Raw genomic sequence first — 12225 nt, forward strand, 5'->3', positions numbered from 1 at the left:
GAATAAAATGGCAGAAAAAATAAAATTAACAAAAGCTGATCGTCGTAAAGTTATGCTTCGTTCACAATTTTTGCAAGGTTCTTGGAACTATGAAAGAATGCAAAATGGTGGTTGGGCTTTTGCGTTAATACCAGCATTAAAAAAACTATATCCAAATAAAGAAGATGCGTCAGCAGCATTAAAAAGACATTTGGAATTCTTTAATACGCATCCATATATAGCGGCACCAATTTTAGGAGTTACTTTGGCTTTGGAAGAAGAAAAAGCAAATGGAGCAGATATTAACGATGCGGCTATTCAAGGGGTAAAAGTAGGAATGATGGGACCTCTTGCAGGAATAGGAGATCCAGTGTTCTGGTTTACTGTTCGTCCAATATTGGGAGCGGTTGCGGCTTCTCTTGCAGTTGCTAGTGGTTCGATTGTAGGACCTTTGTTATTCTTTATTTTATGGAATGTAATTCGTATAGCATTCTTATGGTACACACAAGAATTTGGTTACCAGAAAGGAACAGAAATTACACAGGATTTGTCAGGTGGAATGTTACAAAAAATAACAAAAGGTGCATCTATTCTAGGGATGTTTGTAATGGGAATTTTGGTTCAAAGATGGATTACAATTAAATTTCCTATGATAGTTGCGAGTGCAAAATTATCTAAAGGTGCGTTTATCGAATTTCCAAAAGGAATGGTAGATGGAACTCAGTTGCAAAAAATATTGACAGATTTAGCTGCAGGGCTTTCAATTTCGCCTGAAAAAGTTACAACTTTGCAGGATAACTTGGATCAGCTTGTTCCTGGACTTGCAGCATTACTTCTTACATTTTTATGTATGTGGCTTTTGAAGAAGAAAGTTAGTCCAATTTTGATAATTTTTGCATTGTTTATAGTTGGAATAGCAGGACATTTCATTGGAATATTCTAAAGAAATTAAAAAAATTATAGAATACAAAAAAATAAAAGGAACTGTTGCTATAAATAGTTCCTTTTTTGAATAATAATCTAGTTAATTTTCTGAAATTAAAAGTTTTTCTGAATATTATAAAAAAAATTATTTAATATTAAATATTAAGAAAGGTAAAAGATGGCAATTTCAAAAAATACAAAAGTTTTGTTTAATACAAAGGCAAATTTATTGAGCGGAATGATTGGGAATAAAAGAGGAGATATTTTAGTTGGAGATAGGGCGTTTGAGTTTTATAATGAGAAAAATCCTGAAGATTATTTACAGATTCCTTGGGAAGAGATAATTAGAGTAAGGGCACAGCTGTTTTTTCGGGATAAATATATTCGTGGATTTTTTATTGATACAAAAAGTGCAGGGACATTTAACTTTGTTGTAAAAAATGCTGGAAAAACTTTGAAAACTATGCGAGATTTTCTTGGAAATGAAAAAATAGTTAGAAATAAACCTGTGTTTTCTATCAAAAATTTATTTAAAAAGAAAAATTAATTTTTAATTTATTTTATGATTGAATTTTTGTTGATAGATATAAAAAAATGTGATAAAATGAATTATAAGATAAATTGTAAAATAAAATTTAGGAGGATTATTATGAAAAAAATACCTGAAGCAGTAGGACCATATTCAGCATTTAGAAAAGCGGGTGATTTTTTATATATTTCGGGGCAAATTGCCATTAATCCTGAAAATCAAAAAATAGAAGCAATCACAGTGGAAGAACAAGCAAAACAAGTTTTGGAAAATATAAAAGCCATTTTGGAAAATAATGGGCTAACTACTCAAAATGTTATAAAGACGACAGTTTTGTTAGATAATATTGCAGATTTTGGAGCAGTTAATGAAATTTATGCAAATTATTTTGTAGAGCCATTTCCAGCTCGTTCTGCATTCGCTGTGGATAAATTACCCAAAAATGTTTTAGTAGAAATAGAAGCAATTGCTTATTGTGGCAAATAAATTTCACTTTTATGCAAGTAAACCTAAAACAAATTAGGTTTACTTTTTTTAATTAAATTTTAAAATTTTTTATTAAAGGAGAAATGATGTTCGATTTATTTGGTTTAATTTTGAATTATACAGTTTTTTTTGAGAGGATGCACTATTTACTTGTAATAATTTTCATAATAGTAATTTTATTATCGGACAGATCACCAAATAATATGCTTGCGTGGATATTTACAATTTATGTTTTCCCTGTTGGAGGAATAATTTTATATTTTCTTTTTGGGATAAACTGGAGAAAAAATAGAATTGTTTCAAATAAGATGAAAGGTGAAGAAAAAAAAATATTTTCCAGATTATTTAATTTTTTGCAAAGGGATACTTCGGAAATTTTTCGCTCAAAAGATTTTTTTTATTATAACAAGGTTGTAGGTACAAAAAATGAAAATTTTGAGAAAATAACGCCTCAAGAAAGAGAAAAGAAAATAAATAAACAAATTGATGTGATGTTGCAAAATATAAATATGAATGAAAGAGAGCAGGAAATTGTAAAAATGCTCTACAAATCTGAAGGGACATTTTTGACTAATAATACGAGCTATAGATTGTTTTACAATGGAAAAGATGCATTTGATTCGATTTTGGAAGATATAAAAGGCGCAAAACACAGTATTTATATGGAATATTTTATTTGGAAATCAGACGAGCTGGGAGAAAAAATTAAAAATTTACTTTTGAAAAAGGCAAAAGAAGGTGTAAAAATAAAATTGCTTTTTGATGGTGTGGGGGCGTTTAATTTGTCAAGAAAATACAAAAAAGAATTGAAAATGGCTGGAATTGAAGCAAGGTTCTTTTTAGATGTAAAATTTTCAATAACAAAATTGAATTATAGAAATCATAGAAAAATGACGATTGTTGACAATGAAATTTTACATACTGGCGGAATGAATGTAGGTCAAGAATATATTGACGGTGGAAAGAGGTTTTCTAGCTGGAGAGATACGAATGCAAGATTTATTGGGGAAATAACTGCGCAATATTTAGCCATTTTTGTAACAGATTGGTTAAACAGCGGTGGAAAAAATGACGATTTTTCACGGATTATAAAATCGGAGGCGGTTAAAGAAATAAAAGAGCAAGAACCGATTGATAAGCAAAAGTTGAAATATGTCATGCAAGTTTCTTCAAGTGGACCTGATACCGAGTGGACAACATTAAAATACCTGTACTCAAAGATGATTTCTGTCGCAAAAAAAGAGATAATCATACAAAGTCCGTATTTTGTACCTGACACGAGTCTTGTTTCACAGCTAAAAATAATGGCACTCTCAGGAGTTAAAATAAAAATAATGATGACGGGAGTTCCCGATAAAAAAATTCCGTATTGGATTGCAGAAACTTATTTTGAGGAATTAATTGATGTTGGAGTGAAAATATATCGATATAAAGCTGGATTTTTGCACTGTAAAAATATAATTGTGGATGAAAAGATGTCGACAATGGGAACTTGTAATTTTGATATGCGAAGTTTTGAGATAAATTATGAAGTAAATTCGGTGTTTTTTAATGAAGAAATTAGCCGTGATTTGAAAAAGCAGTTTTTATGCGATTTGGAATTATGTGAAAAATTTGATGAAGCGAGATTGAAAAAAGTTGGTTTTTTTAAAAGACTGAGAAATTCTGGATTTAAATTGATTTCGCCGATTATGTAATTTTATTAATTTATTAAATTTAAAAGGAGTAAAATGAAAAATAATTTTGAAAAAGATGGAATAGTTTTATTAAATAAAGTTAAAGGAGTTAGTTCGTTTGGAGCAATCAATCATTTGAAGAGAATTGTTGGTGCAAAGAAGGTAGGGCATACAGGAACACTTGACCCAATGGCAGAAGGAGTTATAATGGTGTTGATAAATAATGCTACAAAATTTTCAGATGATTTGATGAAAAGAGATAAAGAATATTATGTGGAAATGGAATTAGGTTATGAAACGGACAGTTATGATTTGGAAGGTACGATTGTAAAAGAATTTACTGGAAAAATCGAAATAGATGATGAGAAAATAAAAGAAGTCATAAATAGTTTTTTGGGAAAAATCGAACAGATTCCGCCGATGTATTCTGCAATAAAAATTGATGGAAAAAAATTATATGATTTGGCAAGAAAAGGAATTGAACTTGAAAGAAAACCTAGAAAAGTAGAAGTTAAAAAATTAAGAGAAATAAAAATTTTGAGAAATGAAAAGATAAAAATATCGTTTTTTGTGGAAGTTTCAAGTGGGACTTATATAAGATCACTTGTGCGGGATATAGGTGAAAAATTGGGAGTTTTTGCAACAATGACAAGACTTGTTAGAACAAAAATTGACCAGTTTGTTATAGAAGATGCTGTGACGATTGATGAGTTAGAACAAAAATTTTTAAAATTTGACAAAAATGAAGAAAAAAATTTGGAAAAACTGGAAAAGTTGGAAAATCTTGGATATTTTGCGGAAATTGAATATGTGTTGGAATATTTGGGAATTAATGTTTCTAATGAAAAATATGAAAAGTTAAAAAATGGAATGACAGTACTAACTTCTCATAAAAAATTTGAAAATATAAGTAAAAAATTTGGTAAAAAAATAATAGTCTTGCCAGAGCAAAAATATAAGATTTATGTAAGGGATAGAAGGACTCAAGCTAAAGTTTTCCGTGGAATTGTAAAGGTTGTAAAGGTTACAGAGGATAGAATTTATTTGAAAAGAGATAAATATTTTTTATAAAAGGAGAATTTTTGTTCTATGAAAAAGGCTAGAAAATACGTATTTGATATTGAAGTATTTCCGAATTATTTTTGTGTCGTAGCAAAGCAGTTAAATGGCAAAGATATTTTTGTCATTGACTCAGATAACTTTAATCAGCAAAAAAAAAGGCTTTATGATATTGTGTCAAAAAACGTGATGATTTCATATGCAGGACATGGATTTGATGATTTGATTATAAATGAACTTTTGAGATATAAAAATAGAGTGGCAAAAAGATTTTTATTGAATAAAAATATCAATGAAATCCAAAATTTGTATAAAGAAAAATATAAAAACGGGAAATGTGAATTCTATTCTTATGATATTGCCGATGAATATGACTTAAAGCTGGGCGTAAAAGGATTTGAATTTAATTTGGGTGAAAATATTGAAGAGCAGGATTTTGCAAATTTTAATAAGAGTATAAAAAAGGACAACTATGATGAAATAGTTGAAAAAGTTGTGGATTATTGTTTAAAAGATGTCTTGGCTACAGAGAAGATGTACAATTATGTCTCTAAGAATAAAAATAATTGGGAAGAAAAAGAAAATTTATTAAATATTATAACAACTGGAAATTATAAAAACAGTATGAAGTTAAAAACTAAAATAAAATATCTTTATTATAACAATGATAAACTTTTATCGTTAATTTTGAAAAATAATTTAAATATTGAACAACCTAAAATGATTCCTAAAAAAGTTTTTAAAACAGTAGAAGAAAGTTACTATTTGAACGACAATGTGTACAAACTGTCAATAAAAGATGATTTTTTGTATAATAGTCTTTTGGAAAATAAAATGTTTAAAAAAAATGATTTGAATATTTTAGAGAAAATTTCAAAAAATTTACTTTTACAATCTTCATATTTAAAAGGAATCACAAAAAAATATGAAAGAATAATTTTAAAAAAATTAAAAAAATATTTTAGAAAAAAGAATATTAAAGTGCTAGAAGTCTTTAAAAATGAAGTTTTTTTATTGATTGATAAAAATGTGGAAGAGTTAAAAACTAAAATGGAAAATAAATATAGCAATATTTTAGAAATAAATTATATAAGTAATTTTTTAAAAGATAAAAAATCGCTGCTTTATGAAATTGATAAAAAGATTACTGGAACAAATGAGTTTGATTATGGTAATTTAATTATACCAAGGCAGCACATTTGGCTGATAAAAGTGCTTAAAAATTACTTTTTTGACAAGAAAAACATTGAAACCGAAATAAAAGAATTATTTTTAAAAAATCCTGATGTATTTTTTTTGTATGCTTCTATCTACGAAAATATTTATGCGTGTGATAACGATGGTAAAGTGCTTTATGAAGATAACGACAGACTTAGAAAAAATAGAAAATACCGATTATATTTTTCAAAAACTGGGAATTATAAAGTTGTAATTCAAGAGAAAAATAAATATTATAAAAAATTTGGATTTGGAGATGTAAATAGCAATTTATATAAAGTAAAAAAAGTGGAAACGAATGTAAGTGAATTTGAGAATTATGAAGATATGGATTTATGCAGTTATATTGACTATGCTAAAAATTATATAGATGAAAATTTTAGTGAAAAAAGCAATTCATAAAATTTAAAAATATAGAATTTTTAGAATAAAAAATCAAAGAATAAAAAATTAAAAAAAAGTATTAGGAGAAAAAATGAAAGTTTTGGGAATTGATCCAGGAACAGCTATTGTTGGTTATTCGATTATTGATTATTCAAAGAAAAGATTAGATGTCTTGGATTACGGTTGTATTTTTACTGAAAAAGATGAAGATATGCCAATTAGATTGGAGAAAATTTATAATTCATTAGATGAAATTATAAATCGTTATAAACCAACTGATATGGCGATAGAAGATTTATTCTTTTTTAAAAATCAGAAAACGGTTATAAAAGTGGGACAGGCAAGAGGCGTGATCACACTTGCTGGACAAAAAAATAAATTAAATTTATTTAGCTATACTCCACTTCAAGTAAAAATGGGGATTGCAGGATACGGTCGTGCAGATAAAAAACAAATTCAGCAAATGGTAAAAATAATTTTGCATTTAGATAAAATTCCAAAACCAGATGATGCAGCAGATGCACTCGCAATTGCAATTACTCATATCAATTCAAAAAACGGATTTGGCGGATTTGAGCGAGGAGACAACATAACAAAAAAATTAGAAAAATTAAATTCGGATAAAATAAAGTTATCAGATTATAAAAAATTATTGAATAGTAAATAAAAACAAGAAAGGCGGTAAAAAAATGAATATAGTTTTATTAAATCCAGAAATTCATGTAAATACAGGAAATATTGGAAGAACTTGTGTTTTGACAAATACAAAATTACATCTAATAAAACCATTGGGATTTGAATTAGGTGATAAAAAAATAAAAAGAGCGGGACTGGATTATTGGAAAGATGTTCAGCTTTTTGTCTGGGAAAGCTTGGAGGATTTTTGGAGCAAAAATATTGAAGGTAATGACAGTGCTAAAATTTATATGGCGACTACAAAAACTAAACAAAAATATACAGATGTAAAATTTCAAAAAGATGATTACATAATGTTTGGACCTGAGTCGAGAGGAATCCCAGAAGATTTTTTAAATGCTCACAAAGAAAAAAATATAACAATTCCAATGTTACCAATAGGGCGTTCACTAAATTTATCAAATGCAGTTGCGATTATTTTATATGAAGCGTTAAAACAAGTTAATTTTGAATTTGAATAATAAAAAATTTTTTTTGAGTTATATTAAACTATGTGATATAATAAGAAATAGAGAAATTTAAATGATGAAAGGAGAGCATCTTAGAATACAAAATGAATTTATTTTGAAATGAATTTATTTTCAATTTTGTAAATTTAAGGGTTATAAAGATTAAAATATGAAACAATATTTGGATATGGTAAAGTATGTGTTAGATAACGGAACAAGAAAAAAAAATCGAACAGGAGTGGACACTATTTCAACATTTGCTTATTTTTACAAAGTTGATTTAAGTTGTGGTTATCCGTTATTGACTACTAAAAAGATGTACTTTAACTCGATGCTGTATGAGTTATTCTGGTATTTGTCGGGCGATGAGCATATAAAAAATTTAAGAAAAAAAACAAAAATTTGGGACGCTTGGGCTGACAAGGAAGGTAGGCTTGAAACAGCTTACGGAAGATTTTGGAGAAGGTATCCTGTGCCAGAAATTTCACTGGATGGGGAACTTTTTGCAGATGAAAGTAATCCTTGGACAACACAGGAAGAAAATGGACAGCTTGTATTTGATCAAATCCAATACATCATTGATACATTAAAGGAAATGAAAGTAAACCCGCAGACAAAAAATGGACGAAGAATGGTAGTTGTCGCTTGGAATCCAGGAAATGCCACTATTAGTAAATTGCCACCATGTCATTACACTTTTGCGTTTAATGTTTCAGGAAATAAATTAAATTGTCATTTGACTCAAAGAAGTGGAGATATTGCGTTAGGAATTCCTTTTAATTTGGCTTGTTATTCGTTACTTACAATGATGATTGCAAAAGAGTGCGGGTATGAACCTGGAGAATTTGCTCATACGATAATTGATGCTCACATTTATGAAAATCACATTGACGGCCTTCATGAGCAGCTTAAAAGAGAGCCAATGAAATTAGCTAAAATTAAAATTGCTGATAAACCGTTTAATGAATTGACATTTGAAGATATTACACTTGAAGATTACAAAAGCCATCCTGCAATAAAATTTGAAGTGGCAGTATAACTTTGGAGGTGGAAAATATGTATAGCTTGATTGTTGCGATCGGTAAAAATAATGAGATTGGAAAAGAAAATAAGCTTCTTTGGCATATTAGCGAAGATTTAAAAAATTTTAAGAAAGTAACTTCTGGAAAAAAGATTATAATGGGGAGAAAAACTTTTGAGAGCATTGGCAGACCACTTCCAAATCGTGAAAATATTGTGCTTTCAAAGACAATAAAAAATGATGATAATTCTATTTTGATTTTTGACGATTTTTATAAATTAATAGAAAAATTTAAAGATTCAGACGAAGAAATTTTTATAATTGGTGGCGAAAAAGTTTATAAAAAGTCTTTGGAACTAGGAATTGTAGATAAAATGTATATAAGTTATATAAATTTTGAAGATGAAATGGCTGATGCTTATTTTCCTAAAATAGATTTCAAAAATTGGGAAAAAGTTTTTGAGAAAAAATATGAAAATTGGAAGTTTTGTATTTTTGATAAAGTTAAAAAGGAGAAAAGTTAAATATGCCAAAGTTGAAGTTTACAAAGGAAATTATAGTTAATGCGGCTTATGATATTTTAAAAGAAGAAGGATTTGAAAATATAAGTGCCAGAAAAATTGCAAAGAAGTTGAATTGTTCCACAGCGCCTATTTACTTTAATTTTGAAACAGTTGAAGAAGTGAAGAAAGAAGTTATTAATCTGTGTGAAAAAAAACTAAATAAATATTTATATGGAAATTATTCACAAAGGAAAATATTAAACGCTTCAATTGGATTTATAATTTTTGCAAGAGAAGAAAAAGAATTATTTAAAACGATATTTTTAAATATTACGGAAAGATTTAAAAAATTGTATAACGAAACGTTGGATTACCTTTTGACTCAGGAAAGTCTTTTACTAAGTTTTCCAAATTTAACTTTTGAAGAAGGAAAAGAAATAATAAACAAATTGTGGTATTTTATATTTGGATATGCAACATTGGTTTGCACAAGTTTTAGCAATGAAGAAAAAAAGAACGAAACTAATAAAGTTATTGAAGAGAAAATAATCGGAATGTCAAAGTATTTTAAAATGGAAAATTTTAAATAAAAAATGGAGATATAAATTTATGAATAAATACAAATTTTTAGGAATAATTTTACATTTTTTTTACAGAATTTTAAGCTTTATGACAAGGAAAGAATATTTCTATGCGAAAAATATGAAAATGATGAATAACCCTAATATAATAGTTTTTTGGCACAGAAAAATTTTTACAGTTTGCAATGCGACTAGAATAATAAAAAAGAAAGCATCAATTGTCAGTGCTTCCAAAGATGGAGAGATACTTGCGGAAGTTTTAAAGCGAGAGGGAAATGAGTTAATTCGAGGGTCATCAAATAGAGATAACATAAAAAGTTTAAAAGAGGCTGTGAGATATGCTAAAAAAAATTATACATTGGGGATTGCAATTGATGGGCCTAGTGGACCAATTTTTGAGCCTAAGGCTGGAGCAGTTTTTATAGCACAAAAAACTGGAATGCCAATAGTTCCAGTAAGTTCTTATTGCAGTAAAAAGTGGATTTTTAAAAATATGTGGGATAAACTGGAAATTCCAAAGCCATTTTCTAAATGTGTTCATTATGTTGGAGAAGAGTTTTATTTATCAAAAGAAGTAAAAATGGAAGATGCAATAAAAATAGTAAAAGAAAAAATACATAGTGCTGGCTACAAAGCGTTTGAAATTTATGAAAAAAAATATAATAAAAATTCAAAAACACTTGAATTTAACGAAGAAAAGTTTTAAAATGAAATATAATATAATTAAAATTAAACTAAAATATACATCAATTAAATTTTAAGGAGGAATAAAAAATATGTCAAAATCGTTTTATATAACAACACCAATTTATTATCCGAATGCGGCACCACATGTTGGGACGGCATATACGACAATTATTTGTGATGTTGTTGCAAGATATAAAAGGTTATTAGGCTATGATGTAACTTTTTTAACTGGAGTAGATGAACATGGGCAAAAAATTCAGCAGGCTGCTGAAAAAAACGGATTTACACCACAGCAATGGGTTGATAAAATGTCACTAAATTTTACAACACTTTGGGAAAAATTAAACATTTCAAATACTGATTTTATGAGAACGACTCAACAAAGGCATATAAATAGTGTAAAAGAAATAGTAAAAACAGTAAATGAAAAAGGCGATATTTATCGTGGGGAATACAGCGGGAAATATTGTGTTTCAGAGGAGACTTTTGTTCCTGAAAATCAACTGGTAGACGGAAAATACATGGGAAAAGAAGTTATTGACGTAAAAGAAACTTCATATTTTTTTAAATTGTCAAAATATGGGGACAAATTATTAAAGTACATTGAAGAAAATCCTAATTTTATCAAGCCTGAAAGTAAAAAAAATGAAGTGATTGCATTTATAAAACAAGGGTTGCAAGATTTATCAATTTCAAGAACGGTATTTGACTGGGGAATTCCGTTAGAATTGGAGGAAGGGCATGTTATTTATGTCTGGTTTGATGCTTTGACTAATTATTTGACTGGAGCAAAATATTCAGAAGATAAAGGAAGATTTGAAGATATTTGGATAAATGGGGAAGTGAATCATGTAGTTGGAAAAGATATTTTGAGATTTCATGCTATAATTTGGCCTGCTATGCTTATGTCTGCTGGTATTCCATTGCCTCAAACAATAGCTGCACACGGATGGTGGACGGTCGAAGGAGAAAAGATGTCAAAATCTCTTGGAAATGTTATAGATCCAGCAAAAGAAGTGGATAAATATGGACTTGATGCCTTTAGATATTATTTGATGAGAGAAGCAACATTTGGACATGATGCGGATTATTCAAAAAAATCAATGATTCAAAGAATAAATTCTGATTTGGCAAATGACCTTGGAAATTTACTTAATAGAACAATTGGAATGCAAAAAAAATATTTTGATTTGGAAGTTGTGTTAAATGAAGATAATAAAGAAATTGATAACGAACTAAAAAATTTGTGGGATAAAACATTAAAAGAATTGGATAAACATATGAATGAATATCAATTTTCAGAAGCTCTAAAAGATATTTGGAAATTTATTTCAAGACTTAATAAATACATTGATGAATGTGAGCCTTGGAAATTGGCAAAGGAAGAAGATAAAAAGAATAGACTTTCAACAGTCATGTACAATCTGGTTGAAGGACTTTACAAAATTGCTATCATAATTTCACCATTTATGCCGCAGACAGCACAAAAAATGATAAATCAGCTAGGACTTATTGAAGATGTGACAAAAGTTAAATTGAAAAAGTTCAAAGAATGGGGAATTTATCCGATTGGAAATAAATTGAAGGAACCTGAACCTATTTTTCCGCGAATTGATTTGGAGGAAATTGAAGATGAAGAAAAAGAAGAGTTTAACTCAGATTTAGAAATTGAAAATTCAATTACAATTAATGACTTTGGTAAAATTGAAATGAAAGTTGTGCAAATTGAAAAAGTTTCCAAAGTTGAGAATACAGATAAACTTTTAAAATTTATCGTTAATACGGGAACTGAAAAAAGACAAATTGTTTCAGGAATTGCAAAATGGTATAAAAAAGAAGAAGAATTGATAGGGAAAAAGGTTATGGCTGTGCTAAACTTAGAACCAGTAAAATTAAAAGGAGAAATTTCACAGGGAATGCTTTTGACGACTGTGGAGAAAAAAAAGATAAAATTGATATTCATTGATGAAAATGTAAAACTTGGAGCGAATGTTAAATAGTGTTTAAAAAGGTTATGGGGGTTAATATTTAAT

13 protein-coding genes are annotated in these 12225 nt (G+C 28.2%); all 13 read left to right on the plus strand.

All coding sequences use genetic code 11. The features are described from left to right. The first annotated feature begins 7 nt into the window (after window positions 1-7). The 13 genes from BCB68_RS08245 (at window position 8) to metG (ending at window position 12192) form a co-directional block, all read left to right on the plus strand. The gene (locus BCB68_RS08245; protein WP_094080340.1) at window positions 8-922 is read left to right on the plus strand and encodes a PTS system mannose/fructose/sorbose family transporter subunit IID; all 915 of its coding nucleotides are present in this window, start codon (window positions 8-10) and stop codon (window positions 920-922) included. Window positions 923-1081: 159 nt separating this feature from the next. Beyond that, entirely contained in the window at window positions 1082-1450 is a 369-nt protein-coding gene (locus BCB68_RS08250; protein WP_094080341.1) for a DUF956 family protein, read from the plus strand. 102 nt (window positions 1451-1552) lie between these two features. Then, a complete protein-coding gene (locus BCB68_RS08255; RefSeq protein ID WP_094080342.1) occupies window positions 1553-1918 on the plus strand; it encodes a Rid family detoxifying hydrolase in 366 nt (121 codons plus the stop codon). A gap of 83 nt (window positions 1919-2001) precedes the next feature. Then, window positions 2002-3615: a cardiolipin synthase gene (cls, locus tag BCB68_RS08260; protein ID WP_094080343.1), complete on the plus strand. Its 1614-nt coding sequence runs from the start codon at window positions 2002-2004 to the stop codon at window positions 3613-3615. Window positions 3616-3648: 33 nt separating this feature from the next. After that, complete coding sequence (gene truB, locus BCB68_RS08265) at window positions 3649-4665, plus strand: tRNA pseudouridine(55) synthase TruB (RefSeq protein WP_094080344.1); 1017 nt, start codon at window positions 3649-3651, stop codon at window positions 4663-4665. An 18-nt stretch (window positions 4666-4683) separates the two neighbouring features. Then, window positions 4684-6273 carry a hypothetical protein gene (locus tag BCB68_RS08270; protein WP_094080345.1) on the plus strand — a complete coding sequence of 530 codons (1590 nt, stop codon included), beginning with the start codon at window positions 4684-4686 and terminating at the stop codon, window positions 6271-6273. A gap of 73 nt (window positions 6274-6346) precedes the next feature. Continuing rightward, window positions 6347-6922: a crossover junction endodeoxyribonuclease RuvC gene (gene ruvC / locus BCB68_RS08275; RefSeq protein WP_094080346.1), complete on the plus strand. Its 576-nt coding sequence runs from the start codon at window positions 6347-6349 to the stop codon at window positions 6920-6922. A gap of 22 nt (window positions 6923-6944) precedes the next feature. Then, window positions 6945-7412, plus strand: a complete 468-nt coding sequence (locus BCB68_RS08280) for a tRNA (cytidine(34)-2'-O)-methyltransferase (protein ID WP_094080347.1) — start codon at window positions 6945-6947, stop codon at window positions 7410-7412. Window positions 7413-7569: 157 nt separating this feature from the next. Continuing rightward, on the plus strand, window positions 7570-8439 hold the full coding sequence (gene thyA, locus BCB68_RS08285; protein WP_094080348.1) for a thymidylate synthase: 870 nt from the start codon (window positions 7570-7572) through the stop codon (window positions 8437-8439). 17 nt (window positions 8440-8456) lie between these two features. Then, a complete protein-coding gene (locus tag BCB68_RS08290) occupies window positions 8457-8945 on the plus strand; it encodes a dihydrofolate reductase (protein ID WP_094080349.1) in 489 nt (162 codons plus the stop codon). A 2-nt stretch (window positions 8946-8947) separates the two neighbouring features. Then, window positions 8948-9514 (plus strand): TetR/AcrR family transcriptional regulator, encoded by a 567-nt coding sequence (locus BCB68_RS08295; RefSeq protein WP_094080350.1) that lies wholly within the window; start codon window positions 8948-8950, stop codon window positions 9512-9514. 19 nt (window positions 9515-9533) lie between these two features. Then, window positions 9534-10211 (plus strand): lysophospholipid acyltransferase family protein, encoded by a 678-nt coding sequence (locus tag BCB68_RS08300; RefSeq protein WP_094080351.1) that lies wholly within the window; start codon window positions 9534-9536, stop codon window positions 10209-10211. 70 nt (window positions 10212-10281) lie between these two features. Further along, the gene (metG, locus tag BCB68_RS08305; protein ID WP_094080352.1) at window positions 10282-12192 is read left to right on the plus strand and encodes a methionine--tRNA ligase; all 1911 of its coding nucleotides are present in this window, start codon (window positions 10282-10284) and stop codon (window positions 12190-12192) included. The last annotated feature ends 33 nt before the right edge of the window (window positions 12193-12225 follow it).

The organism is Leptotrichia sp. oral taxon 498, assembly GCF_002240055.1.
GTDB classification, from domain to species: Bacteria; Fusobacteriota; Fusobacteriia; order Fusobacteriales; family Leptotrichiaceae; genus Leptotrichia; species Leptotrichia rugosa.

Excerpts from the sequence above, each read along its gene's own strand:
- BCB68_RS08245 (WP_094080340.1), top strand. The coding sequence starts at position 8 with ATGGCAGAAAAAATAAAATTAACAAAAGCTGATCGTCGTAAAGTTATG.
- BCB68_RS08250 (WP_094080341.1), top strand. The coding sequence starts at position 1,082 with ATGGCAATTTCAAAAAATACAAAAGTTTTGTTTAATACAAAGGCAAAT.
- BCB68_RS08255 (WP_094080342.1), top strand. The coding sequence starts at position 1,553 with ATGAAAAAAATACCTGAAGCAGTAGGACCATATTCAGCATTTAGAAAA.
- cls (WP_094080343.1), top strand. The coding sequence starts at position 2,002 with ATGATGTTCGATTTATTTGGTTTAATTTTGAATTATACAGTTTTTTTT.
- truB (WP_094080344.1), top strand. The coding sequence starts at position 3,649 with ATGAAAAATAATTTTGAAAAAGATGGAATAGTTTTATTAAATAAAGTT.
- BCB68_RS08270 (WP_094080345.1), top strand. The coding sequence starts at position 4,684 with ATGAAAAAGGCTAGAAAATACGTATTTGATATTGAAGTATTTCCGAAT.
- ruvC (WP_094080346.1), top strand. The coding sequence starts at position 6,347 with ATGAAAGTTTTGGGAATTGATCCAGGAACAGCTATTGTTGGTTATTCG.
- BCB68_RS08280 (WP_094080347.1), top strand. The coding sequence starts at position 6,945 with ATGAATATAGTTTTATTAAATCCAGAAATTCATGTAAATACAGGAAAT.
- thyA (WP_094080348.1), top strand. The coding sequence starts at position 7,570 with ATGAAACAATATTTGGATATGGTAAAGTATGTGTTAGATAACGGAACA.
- BCB68_RS08290 (WP_094080349.1), top strand. The coding sequence starts at position 8,457 with ATGTATAGCTTGATTGTTGCGATCGGTAAAAATAATGAGATTGGAAAA.
- BCB68_RS08295 (WP_094080350.1), top strand. The coding sequence starts at position 8,948 with ATGCCAAAGTTGAAGTTTACAAAGGAAATTATAGTTAATGCGGCTTAT.
- BCB68_RS08300 (WP_094080351.1), top strand. The coding sequence starts at position 9,534 with ATGAATAAATACAAATTTTTAGGAATAATTTTACATTTTTTTTACAGA.
- metG (WP_094080352.1), top strand. The coding sequence starts at position 10,282 with ATGTCAAAATCGTTTTATATAACAACACCAATTTATTATCCGAATGCG.